The organism is Pseudosulfitobacter pseudonitzschiae (assembly GCF_002222635.1).
GTDB classification, from domain to species: Bacteria; Pseudomonadota; Alphaproteobacteria; order Rhodobacterales; family Rhodobacteraceae; genus Pseudosulfitobacter; species Pseudosulfitobacter pseudonitzschiae_A.
On record NZ_CP022415.1, the window covers coordinates 830,031 to 849,815 of the forward strand.

At 59.0% G+C, this 19,785-nt stretch carries 20 protein-coding genes; 3 read left to right on the plus strand and 17 right to left on the minus strand.

What is annotated here, in order from left to right:
* Positions 1–100: 100 nt before the first annotated feature.
* Positions 101–1,429 (minus strand): polyhydroxyalkanoate depolymerase, encoded by a 1,329-nt coding sequence (gene phaZ, locus SULPSESMR1_RS03935; protein WP_089419647.1) that lies wholly within the window; start codon positions 1,427–1,429, stop codon positions 101–103.
* Between the two features lie 129 nt (positions 1,430–1,558).
* Between phaZ and SULPSESMR1_RS03940 the strand changes: the two genes are divergently transcribed.
* The 3 genes from SULPSESMR1_RS03940 (at position 1,559) to phaR (ending at position 4,743) form a co-directional block, all read left to right on the plus strand.
* The gene (locus tag SULPSESMR1_RS03940; RefSeq protein WP_089422129.1) at positions 1,559–3,364 is read left to right on the plus strand and encodes a PHA/PHB synthase family protein; all 1,806 of its coding nucleotides are present in this window, start codon (positions 1,559–1,561) and stop codon (positions 3,362–3,364) included.
* Positions 3,365–3,505: 141 nt separating this feature from the next.
* Positions 3,506–3,949, plus strand: a complete 444-nt coding sequence (locus SULPSESMR1_RS03945; protein ID WP_089419648.1) for a phasin family protein — start codon at positions 3,506–3,508, stop codon at positions 3,947–3,949.
* Positions 3,950–4,167: 218 nt separating this feature from the next.
* Positions 4,168–4,743, plus strand: coding sequence for a polyhydroxyalkanoate synthesis repressor PhaR (gene phaR, locus SULPSESMR1_RS03950; protein WP_089419649.1), 576 nt, complete (start codon positions 4,168–4,170; stop codon positions 4,741–4,743).
* A 99-nt stretch (positions 4,744–4,842) separates the two neighbouring features.
* On the opposite strand, the gene SULPSESMR1_RS03955 is transcribed toward phaR, so the two are convergent.
* From SULPSESMR1_RS03955 to SULPSESMR1_RS04030, 16 genes are all read right to left on the minus strand, one after another.
* Positions 4,843–6,030 (minus strand): DegT/DnrJ/EryC1/StrS family aminotransferase, encoded by a 1,188-nt coding sequence (locus SULPSESMR1_RS03955; protein WP_089419650.1) that lies wholly within the window; start codon positions 6,028–6,030, stop codon positions 4,843–4,845.
* Between the two features lie 126 nt (positions 6,031–6,156).
* Positions 6,157–7,461, minus strand: a complete 1,305-nt coding sequence (locus SULPSESMR1_RS03960; RefSeq protein WP_089419651.1) for an NAD(P)/FAD-dependent oxidoreductase — start codon at positions 7,459–7,461, stop codon at positions 6,157–6,159.
* A gap of 17 nt (positions 7,462–7,478) precedes the next feature.
* On the minus strand, positions 7,479–8,843 hold the full coding sequence (locus SULPSESMR1_RS03965; protein ID WP_089419652.1) for a glutamine synthetase family protein: 1,365 nt from the start codon (positions 8,841–8,843) through the stop codon (positions 7,479–7,481).
* On the minus strand, positions 8,843–9,523 hold the full coding sequence (locus tag SULPSESMR1_RS03970) for a type 1 glutamine amidotransferase (protein ID WP_089419653.1): 681 nt from the start codon (positions 9,521–9,523) through the stop codon (positions 8,843–8,845). Before SULPSESMR1_RS03970 ends, SULPSESMR1_RS03965 begins: the two co-directional genes overlap by 1 nt.
* A gap of 65 nt (positions 9,524–9,588) precedes the next feature.
* Positions 9,589–10,923 carry a glutamine synthetase family protein gene (locus SULPSESMR1_RS03975; RefSeq protein ID WP_089419654.1) on the minus strand — a complete coding sequence of 445 codons (1,335 nt, stop codon included), beginning with the start codon at positions 10,921–10,923 and terminating at the stop codon, positions 9,589–9,591.
* 121 nt (positions 10,924–11,044) lie between these two features.
* Positions 11,045–11,851, minus strand: a complete 807-nt coding sequence (locus SULPSESMR1_RS03980; protein ID WP_089419655.1) for an ABC transporter permease — start codon at positions 11,849–11,851, stop codon at positions 11,045–11,047.
* A complete protein-coding gene (locus SULPSESMR1_RS03985) occupies positions 11,848–12,729 on the minus strand; it encodes an ABC transporter permease (protein ID WP_089419656.1) in 882 nt (293 codons plus the stop codon). Before SULPSESMR1_RS03985 ends, SULPSESMR1_RS03980 begins: the two co-directional genes overlap by 4 nt.
* A gap of 39 nt (positions 12,730–12,768) precedes the next feature.
* A complete protein-coding gene (locus tag SULPSESMR1_RS03990) occupies positions 12,769–13,503 on the minus strand; it encodes a transporter substrate-binding domain-containing protein (protein WP_089419657.1) in 735 nt (244 codons plus the stop codon).
* A 28-nt stretch (positions 13,504–13,531) separates the two neighbouring features.
* On the minus strand, positions 13,532–14,308 hold the full coding sequence (locus tag SULPSESMR1_RS03995; RefSeq protein ID WP_089419658.1) for an ABC transporter ATP-binding protein: 777 nt from the start codon (positions 14,306–14,308) through the stop codon (positions 13,532–13,534).
* Between the two features lie 219 nt (positions 14,309–14,527).
* Positions 14,528–15,262 (minus strand): phosphate/phosphite/phosphonate ABC transporter substrate-binding protein, encoded by a 735-nt coding sequence (locus tag SULPSESMR1_RS04000; RefSeq protein WP_089419659.1) that lies wholly within the window; start codon positions 15,260–15,262, stop codon positions 14,528–14,530.
* On the minus strand, positions 15,259–15,696 hold the full coding sequence (locus SULPSESMR1_RS04005; RefSeq protein ID WP_089419660.1) for a TerB family tellurite resistance protein: 438 nt from the start codon (positions 15,694–15,696) through the stop codon (positions 15,259–15,261). The genes SULPSESMR1_RS04000 and SULPSESMR1_RS04005 overlap by 4 nt, the downstream gene beginning before the upstream one ends.
* A gap of 44 nt (positions 15,697–15,740) precedes the next feature.
* Positions 15,741–16,187, minus strand: coding sequence for a TerB family tellurite resistance protein (locus tag SULPSESMR1_RS04010; RefSeq protein ID WP_089419661.1), 447 nt, complete (start codon positions 16,185–16,187; stop codon positions 15,741–15,743).
* Between the two features lie 9 nt (positions 16,188–16,196).
* Positions 16,197–16,874, minus strand: coding sequence for a hypothetical protein (locus SULPSESMR1_RS04015; RefSeq protein WP_089419662.1), 678 nt, complete (start codon positions 16,872–16,874; stop codon positions 16,197–16,199).
* Positions 16,864–17,160 carry a DUF1330 domain-containing protein gene (locus tag SULPSESMR1_RS04020; RefSeq protein WP_421086544.1) on the minus strand — a complete coding sequence of 99 codons (297 nt, stop codon included), beginning with the start codon at positions 17,158–17,160 and terminating at the stop codon, positions 16,864–16,866. The genes SULPSESMR1_RS04015 and SULPSESMR1_RS04020 overlap by 11 nt, the downstream gene beginning before the upstream one ends.
* 14 nt (positions 17,161–17,174) lie before the next feature.
* The gene (locus tag SULPSESMR1_RS04025) at positions 17,175–17,951 is read right to left on the minus strand and encodes a 23S rRNA (adenine(2030)-N(6))-methyltransferase RlmJ (protein WP_089419664.1); all 777 of its coding nucleotides are present in this window, start codon (positions 17,949–17,951) and stop codon (positions 17,175–17,177) included.
* Between the two features lie 103 nt (positions 17,952–18,054).
* Positions 18,055–19,701: a CTP synthase gene (locus SULPSESMR1_RS04030; RefSeq protein ID WP_089419665.1), complete on the minus strand. Its 1,647-nt coding sequence runs from the start codon at positions 19,699–19,701 to the stop codon at positions 18,055–18,057.
* Positions 19,702–19,785 lie beyond the last annotated feature (84 nt).

The window sequence follows — 19,785 nt, forward strand, 5'->3', positions numbered from 1 at the left end:
AAACGCGACAATTTCAACAAATACGACACCGCACACAAAAAATGTGCGCCTCCGGTGTCGGAGAGGCGCACATTCTGGTCGTCAGATATGTCCAAACGCGTCAGACGGGTACGTCGGTCGATCCGTTCTTGCGCACTGCTTTGGGCGCTGCGTCCGGCTTGTGCGTGGTGTTTGCGGCGCTTTTAACGGACGCGCTGGCAGCGCTGTTCTTGTTGATGAACTCCAACACCATCGGACGGATATTGTTGCGCCAGCTGCTGCCTGCAAAAATGCCGTAGTGACCGGCACGCGGTTCCACGTGGCTGGCCTTTTTCGAGTCGGGCAGACCTCTGCACAGGTTCAGTGCCGCGATGCACTGGCCGGGGGCGGTGATGTCGTCGGCGCCGCCTTCAACGGTTTTCACGGCAACGGTAGTGATCTTGCCCATGTCGACGGCGCGGCCCGCGACCACGAATTCGTTCTTGGCGATCTCGTGGTTCTGGAAGATGCGCTCGACCGTGGACAGGTAGAATTCAGCGGTCATATCCATCACGGCCAGATATTCATCGTAGAATTCGTTGTGCTTGTCATGGTCCGACGCCTCGCCTCGGGCAACGCGCGCGATCTGGTCCGTGAACGCCTTGGCGTGCGTTTCACCGTTCATCGAGATAAACGACGAAAGCTGCAGCAGACCCGGATAAACATTGCGGCCCACCCCTGCGAACTTAAAGCCGACACGCTGGATCATCATTTCTTCAAGCTGGCCCATCGTGACACTGTGGCCAAAGTCGGTGACTTCGGTCGCAGCAGCACGCGGGTCGATCGGGCCGCCGATCAACGTCAGGCTGCGTGGTTGGGCTTCGGGTTCTTCTTCCGCCAGATAGGCGGTGGCGGCCAAGGTCAGCGGTGCGGGCTGGCAAACAGCGATTACGTGGATGTCGGGGCCCAGATGTTTCATAAAGTCGACAAGGTAGAGCGTGTAATCCTCGACGTCGAACTTGCCAGCGCTGACGGGAATGTCGCGGGCATTGTGCCAGTCGGTGATGTAGACGTCACAGTCGGGCAGCAGCGAAATCACGGTTTTGCGCAGCAGCGTGGCATAGTGGCCCGACATGGGGGCAACCAGCAGCACGGTGGGTTTTTCTTCGACGCGCCCCTGAACTTCAAAGTGGATCAGGTCGCCAAAGTCGGCCTCGACAACTTTCGAGATCGAAACAAGATGATCTTTGCCGTCTTTCGCGGTGAAGTGGGGGATGTTCCAGTCAGGTTTCACAACCATACGCTGGAAACTACGTTCCGTTACTTCGCCCCATGCACGCATCCATTCGAACGCAGGGTTTGGGATCATGGAAAAGGCAGGGTATGATCCCATTGCAAGGGCCGAGGCGCCAAGCCATTGATTCGTCGTTCTGATTGTCTCCATCAGATCGTAGGTGGCCATGTTACGCATTTCGGGTCTCCTGTTCTGCCGGGTGTGCCCGGCGCAGTCGTCGCATTCCTCCCCGAAGTCGGCGACGTTAAATATTAGTTAACTTACTACATAATGCTGCAACTGCAAAGTACGAGGTTCGTTTTCAAGATGACAACAAAAAACACAGCATCTGGTGAACTGTCAGACGAAACCATCGACAAATTGACAGAAAACCTTGCCAAGGTTGAAGAACTTCGGGAGCGTCTGTCAAAGGTTATGACGCATCGCAGCACACATAACGCTGCGTTAGATGGCCCGAATCAAGAGCTGTTTGGCAAGGCAGCGACGGCCTATTGGCAGGATGCGGTCCATAATCCGGCCAAGTTGATCGAACAACAAATGGGGTACTGGTCCAAGACGATGGCGCATTTCGTCGAGGCGCAAAAGGCGCTGACCCAAAAGGGACTTTCTGCCCCCGAAGACCACGGACCCGAGGACCGCCGTTTTGCCAATCCGATGTGGAACCATCACCCCTATTTCAACTTCGTCAAACAGCAGTACCAGATCAACTCTTCTGCCCTGCTTGAGGCTGTGAACGCTGTCGAGGATATGGACCCCGCCGAAAAACGGCGGCTGGGCTATTTTACCCGTCAGATCGTCGACCTGATGAGCCCGACCAATTTTCTGGCCACCAACCCCGACGCGCTGGAAAAAGCCGTGGCCACCGAAGGCCAGAGCCTGATCGACGGGTTGGAGAATCTGATCAAGGATCTGGAAAATAACAATGGCGAGCTGGTGGTCAAACTGGCCGACGAGCAGGCCTTTGACATTGGCAGCAACATTGCCTCGTCACCCGGCAAGGTCGTGTTTCGCAACCGTATGATGGAGGTGATCCAATACGCCCCCACCACCGACGAAGTCCACGCTACGCCGCTGATCATTTTCCCGCCCTGGATCAACAAGTTCTACATCCTTGACCTGAAAGCCCAGAATTCACTGGTCAAATGGATCGTCGATCAGGGTTACACCCTGTTTATCGTCTCGTGGGTGAACCCCGATGCGTCCTACCGCGAGGTGGGCCTCGAGGAATATGTCGAAGAGGGCTATCTGACGGCCATCGACGAGGTGAAGAAAATCACCGGCCAGAAACAGGTGAACGCGATCGGCTATTGTATTGCGGGCACGACGCTGTCGATGACCCTGTCGATTATGAAACAGCGTGGCGATACTTCGGTAAAATCCGCCACTTTCTTTACCGCGTTGACCGATTTCAGTGATCAGGGCGAATTTGCCCCGTTCCTGACGAACGATTTTATCGATGGCATCACCGCCGAGGTCGAAGACAAGGGCGTGCTACCTTCGGTTATCATGGCGCGGACGTTTTCGTTCCTGCGTTCAAATGATCTGGTCTATGCACCCGCGATCCGCAGTTACATGATGGGCGAAACACCTCCGGCGTTTGATCTGCTGTTCTGGAACGGGGATGGCACCAACCTGCCAGCCAAGATGGCGCTACAGTATCTGCGTGGTCTGTGTCAGGAAGACCGTCTTGCCCGTGGCGAGATGGAGTTGCTGGGTCACAAACTGACGCTTGCTGATCTTGATCTGCCGATCTGCGCCATCGCCTGCGAGACCGACCACATCGCCCCGTGGAAGGACAGCTTTCGCGGTGTGCAACAGATGGGATCCAAGCAAAAGACCTTTGTGATGACCCAGTCGGGCCACATCGCTGGCATCGTCAATCCGCCATCCAAGAAAAAATACGGCCACTACACCAATACGGATATGACCGGTGATCATAACCATTGGCTGGAGGGTGCGCAGTTCCATGACGGGTCATGGTGGCCGCGTTGGGGAGCATGGTTGAAAAAGCGGTCAGGCAAGATGATTCCCGCCCGCACACCCGGCGATTCTTCACACCCAGCACTGTGTGACGCGCCCGGCACCTATGTCTCGAACAAGCCAAAGGCCTGATATTCCCCGCGAATTACCCTGGGTCAACTTTATTTTGCTGCATTGCAGCATTTTCCTTGCAATGCCGCAGTGCAGCATCTATATTCCTTTCAGACGCCGAACGCGGGGATGCCCCGCAAAGCAACCCGGAAGGACAATACAATGGCTAAGACACAAGATATGACCGCGATGTTCAAAGACATGATGGGTGCATTCCCAGTCGACACCGCCGCGATGGAAGATGCTTTCAAATCCGCGACCACACTGAACGAAAAACTGTCCGGTGTCGCGCTGGAAGCTGCAGAGAAATCCACCGAAGTGTCCAACAAATGGACCAAGGAAACTCTGGCCAAGCTGGCAGACATGTCGAAAGCGAAATCCGAGCCCGCAGATTATGCCAAAGCAATGACCGAATTCGCTTCGTCCACTGCTGAAGTCGCTGCCGAAAACATGGCCGCCTTCGCCGAAATCGCCAAAAAAGTTCAAATGGAAACCGTTGAACTGATGATGGCCGCTGGAAAAGACATGAGCGAAGAAGCTCAGACAGCGATGAAAAAAGCTTCGACAGACGCACAAGCGGCTGTGAAAAAAGCGACAGCGAAGTAAGTCGTTAGACATAACCGCGCGATTTCCTCCCTGTTATTCGCGGTAAGTCAGGGTGGGTTCCGAAAGGAGCCCGCCCTTTTTTTATGCCGTACGCCCTTGGGATGATGATCTGATGGAATACAGATGCCGTGCATCGCAGCTTGGTGGATGAATTCCTTTCCATTTGCGGTTTCGCCCCCTAAGCTGCAATGCAGCACGTAGTCTGGGGAGGATTTTCCGTGACGACAAAAGACAAACCATTGCTGATCAAGCGGTACGCCAGCCGCAGGCTCTATAATACAGAGACATCCGATTATGTGACGCTCGAAGATATTTCGGGTTTTATCCGCGACGGACGCGAGGTGCAGATCGTTGATCTGAAATCCGGCGACGACCTGACGCGCCAATATCTTTTGCAGATCATCGCCGAACACGAAAGCCGCGGCGAAAGCGTTTTGCCGGTGGATGTGCTGAATGATCTTGTGCGTAGCTACATGGGCGGCAACGCCAGCGTTGTCCCGCAATTCCTTGAGGCGTCCTTTGAGATGCTGCGCAGCGGTCAAAGCCGTATGCTGGAGAATATGGGTGCGATGAACCCGATCGCCAAAATGCCGGGACTCGAGGCGATGCAGGCCCAGCAGGCGGCCTTTGTCAAAGCGATGACAGGCGGGATCGGCGGCATCGGCACCAACTGGACCACGGCCCCCGACATGGACACATCAGAAGCGGGCGCCGAGGAAGAACCGGCAGAAGATCTGGATGCGATCAAAAAGCAGTTGGCCGAACTTCAGGCCAAGCTGTCGAAGCTGAAGTAAGGTTTTCGAACGCGGGGGCATGTCGAAACGCCCCACGGTATGCACGCAAAAGGCGGCCCGCTAGGCCGCCTTTTTTGTTGTCCGTGAGTGATCGAAATCTCAGGTTCCGTACGCCAGCGTCTGTCCAAAGGCAGCCTCGGCCGCGCCCAGCAGAATGTCGGCCACGCTGTCTTGCTCGGCGCGGGTCAGATGCACGGGCAGGCGCACGTCGCAGGCGCGCATCAGCATCGCGCGTGTTTGCGGCAGCTCGGGCAGGTCTTTGATAAATTTCCAGTTCCAGAAGGCGCGCGCATTATCGTCGCTCAGGCCAAAGACCTGCACAGTGACCCCTTGGGTCTTGGCCGCGGCGACAAAGTCCAACACCTGCGCGTCGGTGACGCCCTGTACGTTGAACTGGATCGAATCCGGTGCGCGCGTTTCGGGTGCCAGCGGAGCGGGCACGTCGATCCAAGTGCTGCCGTTCAACAGTGCCGCAACATGGTCGTGCCCCGCCAGCCCGTCAGTCACACGGCGCGCCAGTTCGGGCAGTTGCGGGCGGATCACGGCGGCGCTGAGGTTGCCCATACGCAGATTGTAAAGGGGCAGGGTGTTTTGATGCTTGGCAAAGGCCTCTTGCAGAACCGGATGTTTTTTCCAGTTGTGTTCGTAGGCACCCGACATGATCACGGCGCGTGCCACCAGATCGGCGTCGTCGGTGACCAGAATGCCGCCTTCGCCTGCGTTGATCATTTTGTAGGACTGGAACGAAAAACAGCCGATGCGGCCAATCGTGCCGATCTTGCGGCCATGCCAGAGGGTGCCCAGCGAATGTGCCGCGTCTTCGATCACCGGAATACCGGCGGCGTCGCACAGGCCCATGATCGCGTCCATATCGGATGTATGGCCCCGCATGTGGCTGATGATCACGGCGCTGACATCTGGCAACTTGGCTGTGAAATCAGCCATGTCGACACGGTAGTTGTCGCCCACTTCGCACAGCACAGGCAGACAATCCGCATGGATCACCGCCGAGGGCACAGCGGCAAAGGTAAATCCTGGGATCAGCACCCGCGCATCGCGCGGCAGGTTCAACGCCTTGAGCGACAGGAACAGCGCGGCTGAACACGACGAGACAGCCAACGCATATTTGCTGCCCATCATCTGCGCAAACTCGGCCTCAAGCAAGGTCACCGGCGCATCTGCGGCGGCAGTATAGCGGAACAGGTCGCCCGTTTGCAAAAGCCGGTCAATCTCGGCCTTGGCGGCGTGGGGGATCGGTTCGGCGTGATGCATGTTTGGCAGGGACATATTTGCATTTCCTTAACTGCGGTTTTCAATTTCGTAAAACAGTTAAGAACAAAAGGAAACGGTTTTGTGACGCGACACCACATTTCGGCGGTGTTGCGTCGTTTTGTCCAGATGGTGAATCAGGGGTCAGACGCCTAAACGGTCGCGCAACGCATACCATGTCATCGCCAGCGCCAGCAGGGGGGCGCGCATTGCAGGTCCGCCGGGGAAGGGCACCGAGGGGATCGCGGCCATCGCATCAAACCCGTCGCTTTGTCCCTGAATGGCCAGCGCCATCAACTGACCTGCATGGGTGGCCGTTCCCAGTCCGTGACCGGAATAGCCCGACGCAGACAGCACATTGGGCGCGACCCGCGCCAGATAGGGCAGGCGTTTCATGGTGATGCCCAGCGTACCGCCCCAAGCATAGTCGATCCGCACGTCTTTCAGGTGCGGGAACACCACAGACATCGGCGCGCGTACCTTGGCCGGAATATCGGCGGGGAACTTGTAGCCATAGCTTTCGCCTCCACCAAATAGCAGGCGGCCATCGTGGCTGAGCCGGAAGTAGTTGACGACAAAGCGGCTGTCGGCCACGGCCACGTCCCGACGCAGCACATCTTTGGCAGCAGCGCCAAGCGGTTCTGTCGCGGCGATGAAATTGTTGATCGGCATGACCCGCGCCGCCGTCTTGCGTTCAAGCCCGCCCAGATAGCCGTTGCAGGCCAGAACCACATGATCGGCCACCACCCGGCCGCCGTCCGTGCGCACGGTGGCCTTGGCCCCGTGGTCGATGTGATGGGCAGCAGAGCCTTCGAATATCCGTACGCCCGCCGCCTTGCAGGCCCGCGCCAGCCCCAACGCCAGATTCAACGGGTGCAGATGTGCGGCGTCCTTGTCCAGAATACCGCCGCAATAGTCGGGCGAGGGGCAGATGTTTTCAGCAAAACCCGCTGCGTCGAAGGTCTCGATCGCACATCCATAGACACGTTCCATATGCGCCGCATAGTCGTGCAACCCTGCGACATCCGACTTGTCCGACGCGCTCCACGCGATGCCGGATTTCAGGTGGCAGTCGATCCGGTGTTTGGAAATCAGGCTTTTGACCAGATGCTTGGAATCCTCTCCCAAATCCCACAGCTTGCGCGCAGCATCAAGGCCGACCATCTTTTCCAGCTTGGGCTGCTCGACCCGCTGGCCCGACCCCAACTGCCCGCCATTGCGACCGGATGCGCCGAATCCCACACGCTGCGCATCGATCAGCACCACGTCGCGGCCCGCTTCGGCCAGATGCAGCGCCGCCGACAGGCCGGTATAGCCGCCACCCACCACACAGACATCCGCCTTGGTCTCGCCTTTCAGCGGGGCAAAGGGGGGCAGGGCATTTGCAGTCGCGGCGTACCAGCTATCGGGATAGGTTCCGAAGGTATCATTGGCATAAAGCAGGTTCACGGGGGCGGCTCTTTTCGTTAGGCGTTTAGCAGCAGGTGTTCGCGTTCCCACGGGCTGATGACTTGCAGGAATTCGTCATATTCGGCACGTTTCACGATGGAATACACGCGGCCAAAGTCCTGCCCCAACACCTCTTGCAATTTATCGGCAGCATCGAACCCTTCCAGCGCTTGTCCCATATCGCGTGGAATGTCGCCCTCGCCTTCATAGGCATCGCCCTTGAATTCCGGCTTGGGCTGCGTCGCTTCGACCATACCCAGATAGCCGCAGGCCAGCGAAGCAGCGATCCCCAGATAAGGGTTGCAATCCATGCCCGCGATGCGGTTTTCCACCCGCCGCGCGGCAGGCGACGACAGCGGTACGCGGATGCCCGTGGTTCGGTTGTCGCGGCCCCATTCCAGGTTGATCGGTGCTGCGTGGTCTTTCACATAGCGCCGGTAGCTGTTCACATAGGGGGCCATCACCGCCAGCGCGTCGGGCATGTGGTTCTGCAAACCTGCGATGAAATGGTAGAATTCGGGCGTTTCGGCACCATCAGCGTCGGAAAAGATGTTGTCGCCGGTCTTGGCGTCCAGCACCGAATGGTGGATGTGCATGGCCGATCCGGGTTCTTGCGCGATGGGTTTGGCCATAAAGGTGGCGAAACAGTCGTGGCGCAATGCGGCCTCACGGATCAGACGTTTGAAGTAGAAGACTTCGTCCGCCAGTTTGATTGGATCGCCGTGGCGCAGGTTGATCTCCAACTGGCCCGCGCCGCCCTCTTGGGTGATGCCGTCAATCTCGAAACCCTGTGCCTCGGCGAAATCGTAGATGTCGTCGATCACCGGGCCGAATTCGTCCACTGCTGTCATCGAATAGGCCTGACGCGCAGCAGCCGGACGACCCGAGCGGCCCATCATCGGCTCGATTTCCTTGGCTGGGTCGATGTTGCGCGCCACCAGATAGAATTCCATTTCGGGAGCCACGACCGGTTCCCATCCCTTGTCGCGGTACAGTTGCACCACACGTTTCAGTACGTTGCGCGGGCTGAACGGTACAGGATTGCCGTCGCGATCAAAGGCGTCGTGGATCACCTGCAACGTCCAATCGCCCGTCCACGGGGCGGCGGTGGCGGTGTCCATGTCGGGGCGCAGGATCATGTCACGCTCGATAAACCCGTCGGCACCTGCCGCTTCGCCCCAGTCGCCGGTGATGGTCTGGAAAAAGATGCTGTCGGGCAGGTGGAAATAATCTTGTCGGACGAATTTCGACGCAGGCACCGCCTTGCCGCGGGCAATTCCGGGCAGATCCGATACGATACATTCCACTTCATCAAGGCGGCGGCCTTCCAGATAGGCCTGTGCAGCTTCGGGGAGGTTTTCCAACCAGCTTTTATCGGCCATTATGTTCTCTCTTTCTTGAAAAATTCGGCCATGAATGTGCCGATTTCGGCGCTGTTGTCTGCGTCTTTCAAATGGCTGGCGGCGTCTTGCAACTGCGCGTCCGGCACGACGCCGGGGCCGCGGTGACGGATCAGCCCGTCGATCACACCGCTGTCGAATTCCGGATGCGGCTGGATCGACCAGATTTTGTCACCGTACAACAGCGCCGCCGTGGCGCAAAAATCGCTGGCACCGACGATGCGGGCACCGGGGGGCACTTCGACGACTTGATCCTGATGCCATGCGTTCAGCGCCATCTTGGCCCCGTGCATGTCATATTCGGTGCGCCCCACCGACCAGCCACCGTCGTATTTGACAACCTTGCCGCCCAAGGCCTGCGCGATGATCTGGTGGCCAAAGCACACACCAATCAGCGGCTGCCCTGCGTCGCGGATATCGCGGATAAAGGCTTCAAGCGGGGGGATAAACGGCAGATCTTCATAGGCGCCGTGCTTTGATCCTGTGATCAGCCAACCGTCTGCGTCTTGGGGGCTGTCGGGAAATTTCATATCCACCACATCGAAGGTCACGAAATCCAGATCGTGGCCCCCGAGCAGTCGGTGGAACATTGCGTCATAGTCGCCGTGGTCTTTGAGTACTTCCGCTGCGGCGTGGCCGGTTTGCAGAATGCCGATCTTCATGGGTCACCTGATTTGATCAAATTTGCGCAGGGGTCGCGCATATGCATCCCCCGCCATTTTCTCTTTTACACGGTATCGAGATAAATTTCGACCCGTTCGTCGGGGCTCAACTCTTCCATGTATTTGGCCTCTTGGCGTTTGGTCATGGTAAAGTTGCGGATCAGGCCGGGGGCAAAGATGCGGGCGATCTCGGGGCTGGTTTCAAAAGTGTCGATGGCCTTGATCCAGCTTCCGGGCACCTGCGGCAGATCCTGATCATAGCCGTTGCCGGTAATCGGCGCAGGCGGTTCGATCCGGTCTTCCAGACCGTTCAGGGCGGCCCCCAGCACGGCAGCAACCGACAGATAGGGGTTCACGTCGCCGCCCGCCTGACGATGCTCGATCCGGCGCGCGGCAGCGGCACCCGATGGCACGCGGATGGCCGCCGTGCGATTTTCATAAGCCCATGCCACGCCGGTGGGTGCGTGGGCACCGGGCACCAGCCGGTCAAAGCTGTTGTGATGCGGGGCAAAGATCAGCGTCGAACCGGGCATCGCAGCCAGACAGCCCTGCACTGCAAAGCGCAGCGCGTCCGACCCGCGTTCGGTCCCGTCGTTGAAGATGTTCTTGCCGTCCTTGTCCAGAACCGAAAAGTGCATATGCAAACCGGAGCCCGCGTAGTCTTCATAGGGTTTGGCCATAAACGACGCGGCAAAGCCGTGTTTGCGCGCCAATCCTTTGACCAGCATCTTGAATAACCACGCATCATCTGCCGCTTTCATCGCGTCGGGCTGGTGCATCATGTTGATCTCGAACTGGCCCAGACCTGCCTCGGAAATGGCGGTGTCTGCGGGAATATCCATCGAATCGCAGGCGTCATAAAGCTCGGTAAAGAACTGGTCGAACTGGTCCAGTGCCCGCAGGCTGAGGATTTCGCCCGCCACGCGGCGCTTGCCGGACCGAGGCGAGACCGGCACCCGCAGATCACGGCCCGAGTCGTCGATCAGAAAAAATTCCAGTTCAACCGCAACCACAGGCGTCAGCCCCAGATCGGTAAAGCGTTGCTGCACAGCGGCCAGCGCATGACGCGGATCACCCTCGAAGGGGCGGCCGTCTTCGTGGAACATCCAGATCGGCATCAGCCCTGTGGGGGTGTCCAGCCACGGCATCCGCACAAAGCCGCGATCGGTGGGCTTCAACACGCCGTCGCGATCGCCGCTTTCCATCACCAGCGGGCTGTCGTCGATGTCTTCGCCCCAGATATCAAGGTTCATCACCGACATGGGAAAGCGTGTGCCGTCTTCGATGACCTTGTCGGCAAAGCGCACAGGCACGCGTTTGCCGCGCGGTTGTCCGTTCAGATCTGAAGCCGCAACGCGGATGGCGCGGATGTCGGGATTGGATTTCAGCCAGTTGTCCATGAGTGCTCTCAAATTATTCAGCTACTGAATAGCCCTGCCAGGGGTGGAAAGTCTATGTAATTTGATCAAAAGTTTGCGCAGGTCGTCAAGAGGCCTGTTTTAGATCAATTTTAAAGCGGTCCTAGCGGATCAGGTTCATCCGGAATTTCAGCCGCGTGCGTGTGTTCGCAGGCAGATGCCGGTTCAGCCGTTTGTTGATCACCCCGAACAGGGCGACAATCACCAGCGTCAGCAGGATAAAATACCCTGCAAGGATCGGGTAAGGCACAAAGGGGTTAAAGGTCTTGTCCGCGAAATAGCTGGCGTAATACAGCGCGTCGCCGCGTTGTTGCCATGCGGGAAAGCCGCTGAAGAACACCAGCGTGGTGGCATGAAACAGAAAGATCGCTTCGTTGGTATAGGCAGGCCATGCCAGCCGCAGCATCGTCGGCCAGATGATCCGCCGGAAGCGTGGCCAGCCCGACATGCCGTAAGCGTCGGCCGCTTCGGTGTCGCCTTTGGGGATGGATTGCAACGCGCCATAGAAAATTTCGGCGGTATAGGCTGCGGTGTTCAAAAACAGAACGATCAGCGCCCCCAACCATGCGGCGGTGAAGTTGGTAAAGACCGGCGAGACATTTTTGAGCGACAAAAACAGGAAGTAGGCAAAGAAAAACTGGATGAATAGGGGCGAGCCCCGGAATATGAAGATGAACCATTCCGCAGGCTTGCGCAGTGAACGTCGCGGCGATGCCTTGGCCACGGCCAGTAGGGTGGCCATAAAAAATCCGGTCAGCAGTGCGCAGACGCCGAAATAGACATTCCAGATCATCCCGGACCCGATCAGCGTGACCTGTTCGCATAAGGTGAAATCAGAACGCGGTAGCAGCCGTTCGCCAAAGCCCAGCGACCGGAAGGCGTAGGACTGAATGGTCTCGATGCAGCTCATGCCGCTTTCCTTTGGGCTTCGCCGCCAGCGGTTGCCTGTCCGCGCGTCAGTCGCGCCATCAGGCGGCCCAGCAGGATTTCAGACACTTTGGTCATCAGCAGATAGAACACCAGCAAGGCCAGAAAATACCACATTCGCCAGTCGCTATGCGGATAGCTGGTAAAGGCCGGTGTCTTGGTGCCGCCCAGTTCGCGTGCCCAATAAACGATGTCTTCGATGCCCAGCAGGAACAATAGCGGCGTGGCCTTGATCAGCACCATCCACAGGTTCGACAGGCCGGGCAGGGCAAAGACCCACATTTGCGGCACTAGGATGCGCCAGAAGGTCTGACGCTGGGTCATGCCATAGGCTTCGCCGGTTTCCAGCTGCGCACGTGGAACGGCCCGCATTGCACCAAACAGCACATTGGCTGCAAAGGCGCCAAAGACGATGGCAAAGGTTATGACAGCAAGGCCGAAAGCATAGGTTTCGTGCATCCACTCGGGGCTGCTGCCCAAAGGCAGCTTGGCCGCCTGACACACGATAAAATCATTGCCCTGACGCACCGGCTGGTCCCACCCGGGGCACAGAACGCGGTGGCGGGTGTATTCAAACAACTGGTCCAGCGCGATCACGAAGAACAGGAAAAACGCAATGTCCGGCACGCCGCGCACCACGGCGATGTAGCCTTTTCCCAGCCAAGACAGGGGCGTGAAGCTGGTCCGCGCGGCCATTGCCCCAAGGAATCCGAAAGCCAGCGCAACAGGGGCAGTAACGGCCAACAGGCCCAGCACTTTGAGGAAGGACATATAGAACGACATATGAACCCCTGTTGTCAGAAAACAGGAGAACCAGGGCAGCGTGCCCAATGTCGAGGGATCAGTGCAATATGAAAACATGGGAGTTCAGGGCGGGGGTTTCCCCGCCCTGATGCTTTATCAATAGGTCGCGGTTTCGTCGCCGAACCACTTTTTCAGCATGGTGTTCAGCGTACCGTCTGCTTTCATCTCGGTGATGACAGCGTCGAACTTTTCTTTCAGCTCGGTGTCGCTTTCACGCAGACCCATGCCGATACCGCCACCCAAGGGGATATCGTCGCCAACGAACACCAACTCACCATTGGATGCGTCGACCAGTGGCACCAGATAGTCGCGGTCGGCAAATACCGCGTCGGCCTCGCCGTTACGCACGGCTGCAACGGTTTCTTCTGGCGTTGCGAATTCAACCAGTGTCGCGCCGCTTTCAGCGATGTAGCCCGCCTGAATGGTTGCAGTTTGTGCGGCCACGATGGCGTCATTGACGTCCACCCCTTCCGCTGCGGCAACATAGGCCGATGCGGTGGGCGGGAAATAGTCTTGGGTAAAGTCGATGACTTCATCACGCTCGTCGGTGATGCTCATGCCTGCCATGATGGTGTCGTAGTTGCCTGACACAAGGTTGGGAATGATGCTGTCCCAGTCGTTCTTGACCCATTCGCAGGTCAGTTCGGCGCGTTCGCACAGCGCATCGCCCAGTTCACGTTCAAAACCGTCGATTTCACCGGCGTCGTTGATGAAGTTGTACGGAGGGTAGGCGCCCTCGGTGCCCATGCGGATGGTTTTGCCGTGGGCGTCGGCCATGGCAAAGCCGGCACTGACTGCCAGAGCGGCGGATGCAAGGATGATCTTTTTCATAAAGTTAACTCCCGTTTGGTTTTTTTGGTTACGCGGCGTGGGTTGCAGACAGAAACCCGCGCAGTCGTTCTGATGAGGGTGCGCCGAACAATGTGTCAGGCGGCCCTTCTTCTTCGATCAGGCCCTGATGCAGGAAGACCACGTGGTCCGATACGTCAGCGGCCAGTTTCATATCATGGGTCACGATCATCATGGTGCGGCCTTCGGCAGCCAGATCCTTGATAACCTTGATAACTTCCTGTTCCAGTTCGGGGTCCAGCGCGCTGGTCGGTTCGTCGAACAACAGCGCCTCGGGCTCCATGCACAGCGCGCGTGCGATGGCGGCGCGCTGTTGCTGGCCACCTGACAACTGGGCGGGATAGGCGTCGCATTTGTCGGCAATGCCCACCTTGTCCAGATAGGCGCGCGCGGCGGCCTCGACCTCTTTGGGGTCGCGGCGCAGCACGGTGACCGGCGCCTCCATCACGTTTTGCAGGATGGTCATATGGGCCCACAGGTTGAACTGCTGGAACACCATCGCAAGGTTTGTGCGGATGCGCAAAACCTGACCCGCGTCACCGGGCCTGCGGCTGTAACCGGTACCACGCCATTTGACGGGCTCGCCTTTGAACAACACTTCGCCTTGCTGGCTGTCTTCAAGCAGGTTGCAGCACCGCAACAACGTAGACTTGCCCGAACCGGACGACCCGATCAGGCTGATCACATTGCCGCGCGGTGCGGAAATATCGACGCCCTTCAGTACCTCGAGGGCGCCATAGGCTTTGTGCAGGTTGTGGATTTCGATGACAGGTGATGTGTCAGGCAATGGCTGGCCTTTTGGGCTCGGTTGACAGGTTAGAGGGTATAAGGGACAAAATTTAGGCACTTTGCAACGTGGTTTTGCATGCAATGTGATCTGTCTGCTGCGGTTGACGCAAGGATAAGCGGCATATGCCATGAAACTGGGCGTTTCACAGCGACGGTTTCGGGACGCTGCCCCCGGCGCTGGCGCGCCTGCCCCGGGATATTTGCAGCCAAAAGAACTTTAGGGGGCGGGGGGTGTTCTGATGGCCAGATAGCCGGCAGCGGGAATCTGGAGCGTTCCGTGCAGATGCAGGGTGGCGCGGTCGTCAGGCACCAGCGCTGCGATGGCGGCAGAAAGGGCCTGGGCCAGTGGGGCGGGGTCGCGTCCCGTGGCGGTGATGTAGGGCAGGGCGGGCGTGGGCGTGGTGCGCTCGAAGGCGGTGAGCATGGCTCGCGCGTTGGGGTCATTGTCGCCGAACATCAGCAAGGTGACAGCGTCGATTGCAGCGAAATCCGCGCGGCCATCCAGCACGGCCGCGACAGAGGCCAGATGTGCGCCGGTTTGCAGGGACGTGGTCGGGGTAAGACCCTGTGCCGCAAGGTGGTTTACGGGGGCGGCCCAACCTGATTGCGACAGCGCCTCGTTATAGGCCAGCGTACCGGATGCCAGCGCCGCCAGATCGCGCGGGTCGTCGTGGCGTTTGACCAGATAACTGAAATAATGGCCCGGCGGGCAGTCGGGCAAATGGTGATCGGGGGTGGCCACCAGTTGCACGCGGTCATGCAGGCGCGTGCGATAGGGCATGCCGCAGGTCTGTGCCAGCAACAGGTCGGACGCTTGCCAGATTTTCCACGGGTCAGCGTCGCGGGTCAGCATGTCGGGACCAAAGCCAAGGGCGTCGCGGACACCGGCCCACAAGCGGTCGTTGGCAGCCCGGGCGTGAGGCATGTCGTACATGCCCAAGGTCGCAATCATGCGCCGCCAACTTGTTGGCGCGCGATGGCGCTGTCGCGGTCGGTGACGCCCAAAAGATTGGCGACCAGCCGCAGCACGGCGTCTTCCTCTTGCGCGCGTTCGCCGTCGGCCAGCACCACAGTCCACATCGCCTCGATCACACCAAGACGATGATCATAGGGCACCGCGTCCTTGATCGCACGGGTAAAGCGGACGGTGTCGGGGGCCTCGGCCTCTAATCCTTCGGCGTCGCGGCGCAGGGTGGCTGCTGCATCGGGCGTCAATCCGTATCGGGCCGACACCACGCTGTCGATCGTGGCCGCTTCGCCGGTGTCATAGGTGCCGTCAGACCGTGCGATCCGCACCAGCAGGGCGGTCAGCGCAAGGCGTGCGTCGGTGTCGGGCAGTTGGGCGGGCTCCGGCTGGGTCAGCCGTTTGAGGAAATCAGCAAACATATCGCAGATATAGGTGCAGTTGCGGCTAAGGCCAATGCCCCGCTTTAGTGACCGGGGGCGGCGCCTGTTGCCTCGGCCTGAATCGTGGCACTGTCAGTGTCGGTGATACCAAGGGCTGCTTCGATTTCGTGCAGCGACAGCACTTCCGAGGTTTTGCGCCGCCCGTCTGCCATCACCACCTTCCACATTGCCACGGCCAGCAAACGGCGGTCGTCATAGCCGATCTCTTGCCGCAGGATTCTGGCAAACTCGTCGGTGCCGGGGGCGTGCCGTTCCAGCGCCTCGCAGGTGGCGCGCAATTTCGCGGCCTCCAGCGGTTTCAGCCCGAAGGTTGCTTGCAGGATGCGGTCGATCTGGCTGACCTCTTCGACGGTATAGCTGCGGTCGGCCAGCGCCACGCGCACCAACAGGGCGCCAAGCGCCAGTTGGGCGTCTGGTTCGGGCAGGGGTTTCTGGTCACGGGGACGGCGGGGAAAGAGGCGTTCAAACATGGCCTTACCCTAGCCCAGATCAGGTGGCGGACCAAAGCGTAAATTGTCCAAAGCCAGACCTTGGACATCGAAATTTGTCAGCACAAAGCCTGCGATGTCGGATATGCTATCGGCGCGTGCAAATCCGAAGGTGTCCTCGCCCAGCGGACCCAGTTGAAGCGTGGCGATGGCCGATCCGTCGGCGCGCAGAAATATCACCTGCGCTGTGCCGCCTTCGCCACCACGCAGATCAAAGGCCAGCGCCGGTTGGTCGCGGGCAAACTGCACCGCGATGGCACCTTCGCCCTGTGCGTCGCGTTTTGGAAAGCCTGCGGTGCCATACCCCACCAGCACCGTGCGGGCGGCTCCGCCCATATGGACCAACGCCAGATTTTGCCCCGCGTCCCCCGCCATCACAACAAGCGGGGGACCAAGTGCGGCACCATGCACGCTGTCGTGGGTGCCCGAGGCTGAAACGCCTTGGCCAAAAAACCGTTCGCCAAAACGCGCGCCGCCAAGGTCGAGGATGCTATCCAAATGACGGCCGGGGCCAAAGCTGGCCTGTTGGTCATCAAAGGTGATGATTTGTGTCAGCGCCAGCGTGTCGGGATCGACCGCGCATAGGGGCGCATCACAGGCCGCAGCAGCAGGCGCAACCGCCAGTGCGATGCAGGCACCGCACCACAGGGACGTTCCCCTAGGGATCATAGCCTTCGACGATCACCAGATTGCCGTCGGCAATGTCGATGCGCAGGGCCAAAGCTGCCTTGTAGCTTTTGCTTTCGTAGCAGGCGACCGCATCGGCATAGCTGGGAAATTCGATGACCACGGTGCGGCTGTTCCACGATCCTTCGGGGTTGATCTGCTGGCCGCCCCGTACCACGAACCGTCCGCCGTATTCGGCCAGTGGTGCGGCGTTGGCGGCCTGATATTTTTTGTATGCTTCGGCGTCGTGCACCACGTTGTGCGCGATCCAGTATCCTTTGGCGGCCATCGGCATCTTCCCCTTTACAGCTGGTCGAAGCGATCTTTCAGGCGTTTTGCCTCGGCGTCCAGACCGAAGGGCGGATTTATCACAAAAAGACCCGATCCGATCATGCCATGCCCCGGACGGGCGGGCGGAAAGCGGACCTCGGCGCGCAGGGCGTCCGGATAGGTTTTTGACAGGGTTTTCAGCATGGGCACATGCAGCGCCGAGGTCAGCACCGGATACCACAAGGCGACGATGCCGACGTTCCACGCACGGGTGTATTTGGCGATGTGGCGGGGGATTTCGTCATAGTCGTCCTTGATCTCATAGGACGGATCAATCAGCAACATCCCGCGTCTGGGTGTTGGGGGCAGCAGGCTGTGCGCCATCTCGAAGCCGTCGCGCTGGTGACAGGTGACCGGATAGGGCGACATTGCATAGTCCAGCGCACTGTGTTCGCGCGGATGCAATTCGGCCAGATGGATGGCGTCTGTGGGGCGCAGCAGACGCGCGGCGATCATCGGTGATCCGGGATAGGCTTGGGGGCCATCCTCGGCGCGGACCTGCGCCAGAACCTGCGCAAAGGGATGGTCGGGGGAAAACCAGTCGCGCGCCCGTGCGATGCCTTGGGCCGCCTCGCCGGTTTTGCGGGCTTCAATAGCGTCCAGATCATAGCTGGCGCGCCCCGCATGGGTTTCGATATAGGACAGCGGTTTGTCCTTGCGGGTCAGATATTCCAGCATCCATGCCAACAGGCCGTGTTTGTGAACATCTGCCAGATTTCCGGCGTGGTATATGTGTTGATAGCTCAGCATAAGCCCTTCTGCGGCATGACGGGGCAGGGCGCAAGGCGTGGCTGCCTGCTGGCGTTCTAGTCAAAAGCCACTGTAACCCCAAGGCGTACATCGCCCCTCGGGATCAGACCAACCGGCTGATTTCTTTCGCCGCGCGCACGAAATCTTTGAACAGCGGATGTGGCGCAAAGGGCTTGGATTTTAGTTCAGGGTGGAATTGCACACCGATGAACCACGGGTGGTCCGGCCACTCGACGATTTCGGGCAGGCGGCCATCGGGCGACATGCCGCTAAAGCACAGGCCCGCTTTTTCCAACTGGTCACGGTACTTGATGTCCACTTCGTAGCGGTGGCGATGGCGTTCGTCGATGGTGGTGGTTCCATAAGCAAGGGCCACTTTCGAGCCTTCTTTGAGAACCGCATCATAGGACCCCAGACGCATGGTCCCGCCCTTGTCGTCGCCGACCTTGCGGGTGACCTTGGCATTGCCCTGCACCCATTCTTTCAAGTGATAGACCACAGGTTCGAACCGTTTCTTGCCCGCCTCGTGGTCGAATTCTTCGGACCCTGCGGTTTCGATACCCGCCACATTGCGCGCGGCCTCGATCACCGCCATCTGCATACCCAGACAGATCCCCAGATAGGGGACCTTGTTCACGCGGGCATATTCCGCCGCTTTAATCTTGCCCTCGGTACCGCGTTCGCCAAAGCCGCCGGGCACCAGAATCGCATGGAACCCGTCCAGATGGGCCGCCACATCGGTGGATTTGTCGAACACCTCGGCGTCCACCCATTCGATGCGCACTTTGACGCGGTTTGCCATCCCGCCGTGGGTCAGCGCCTCGGCGATTGATTTATAGGCGTCTTCCAGCTGCGTGTATTTGCCGACAATCGCCACTTTGACCTCGCCTTCGGGGTGATGGACCCGGTCGGACACGTCCTGCCATGTGGACAGTTCGGGGCGTGGTGCGGGGCTGATCTGGAACGCATCCAGAACAGCCTGATCCAGCCCTTGTTCGTGATAGGCCAGTGGCGCGTCATAGATTGTGGGCAGGTCATAGGCTGCCACGACCGCTTCTTTGCGCACGTTGCAGAACAGGGCGATTTTCTCGCGCTCTTTTTCGGGAATGGGCTGTTCGGAGCGGCACACAAGGATGTCGGGTGCGATGCCGATGGACTGCAATTCCTTGACCGAGTGTTGCGTCGGTTTGGTTTTCAACTCGCCCGAGGCCGCCAGATAGGGCAGCAGCGTCAGGTGCATAAAAATGCACTGGCCGCGCGGTTTGTCATGGCTGAACTGGCGGATCGCTTCAAAGAAGGGCAGGCCTTCGATGTCGCCAACGGTGCCGCCGATTTCGCACAGCATGAAATCGACCTCGTCGTCGCCTATGTGCAGGAACTCTTTGATTTCATTGGTGACGTGGGGAACAACCTGAATGGTTTTGCCCAGATAATCGCCCCGACGCTCCTTTTCCAGCACGGTGGAATAAATCCGTCCCGAGGACACGGAATCGGTTTGCCGTGCAGGCACACCGGTGAAACGCTCGTAATGGCCAAGGTCCAGATCGGTTTCGGCGCCGTCGTCGGTGACAAATACCTCGCCGTGTTCAAAGGGCGACATCGTGCCCGGATCGACGTTCAGATAGGGATCAAGTTTGCGCAACCGGACGGAAAAGCCGCGTGCCTGCAACAAGGCCCCCAGCGCTGCCGACGCCAGCCCCTTGCCAAGTGAAGAGACCACACCGCCAGTGATGAAGATATAACGCGCCATGAGTCGGATGCTCCCCGTGTTGCAAATGCGAATTTCGGATTGACCAAAACCACCAGAATCGGCTGCGATTTTCACAGCACCACG

Excerpts from the sequence above, each read along its gene's own strand:
- phaZ (WP_089419647.1), bottom strand. The coding sequence starts at position 1,429 with ATGCGTAACATGGCCACCTACGATCTGATGGAGACAATCAGAACGACG.
- SULPSESMR1_RS03940 (WP_089422129.1), top strand. The coding sequence starts at position 1,559 with ATGACAACAAAAAACACAGCATCTGGTGAACTGTCAGACGAAACCATC.
- SULPSESMR1_RS03945 (WP_089419648.1), top strand. The coding sequence starts at position 3,506 with ATGGCTAAGACACAAGATATGACCGCGATGTTCAAAGACATGATGGGT.
- SULPSESMR1_RS03955 (WP_089419650.1), bottom strand. The coding sequence starts at position 6,030 with ATGTCCCTGCCAAACATGCATCACGCCGAACCGATCCCCCACGCCGCC.
- SULPSESMR1_RS03965 (WP_089419652.1), bottom strand. The coding sequence starts at position 8,843 with ATGGCCGATAAAAGCTGGTTGGAAAACCTCCCCGAAGCTGCACAGGCC.
- SULPSESMR1_RS03970 (WP_089419653.1), bottom strand. The coding sequence starts at position 9,523 with ATGAAGATCGGCATTCTGCAAACCGGCCACGCCGCAGCGGAAGTACTC.
- SULPSESMR1_RS03975 (WP_089419654.1), bottom strand. The coding sequence starts at position 10,923 with ATGGACAACTGGCTGAAATCCAATCCCGACATCCGCGCCATCCGCGTT.
- SULPSESMR1_RS03980 (WP_089419655.1), bottom strand. The coding sequence starts at position 11,851 with ATGAGCTGCATCGAGACCATTCAGTCCTACGCCTTCCGGTCGCTGGGC.
- SULPSESMR1_RS03985 (WP_089419656.1), bottom strand. The coding sequence starts at position 12,729 with ATGTTTTCATATTGCACTGATCCCTCGACATTGGGCACGCTGCCCTGG.
- SULPSESMR1_RS03990 (WP_089419657.1), bottom strand. The coding sequence starts at position 13,503 with ATGAAAAAGATCATCCTTGCATCCGCCGCTCTGGCAGTCAGTGCCGGC.
- SULPSESMR1_RS04000 (WP_089419659.1), bottom strand. The coding sequence starts at position 15,262 with ATGATTGCGACCTTGGGCATGTACGACATGCCTCACGCCCGGGCTGCC.
- SULPSESMR1_RS04005 (WP_089419660.1), bottom strand. The coding sequence starts at position 15,696 with ATGTTTGCTGATTTCCTCAAACGGCTGACCCAGCCGGAGCCCGCCCAA.
- SULPSESMR1_RS04010 (WP_089419661.1), bottom strand. The coding sequence starts at position 16,187 with ATGTTTGAACGCCTCTTTCCCCGCCGTCCCCGTGACCAGAAACCCCTG.
- SULPSESMR1_RS04015 (WP_089419662.1), bottom strand. The coding sequence starts at position 16,874 with ATGATCCCTAGGGGAACGTCCCTGTGGTGCGGTGCCTGCATCGCACTG.
- SULPSESMR1_RS04020 (WP_421086544.1), bottom strand. The coding sequence starts at position 17,160 with ATGGCCGCCAAAGGATACTGGATCGCGCACAACGTGGTGCACGACGCC.
- SULPSESMR1_RS04025 (WP_089419664.1), bottom strand. The coding sequence starts at position 17,951 with ATGCTGAGCTATCAACACATATACCACGCCGGAAATCTGGCAGATGTT.
- SULPSESMR1_RS04030 (WP_089419665.1), bottom strand. The coding sequence starts at position 19,701 with ATGGCGCGTTATATCTTCATCACTGGCGGTGTGGTCTCTTCACTTGGC.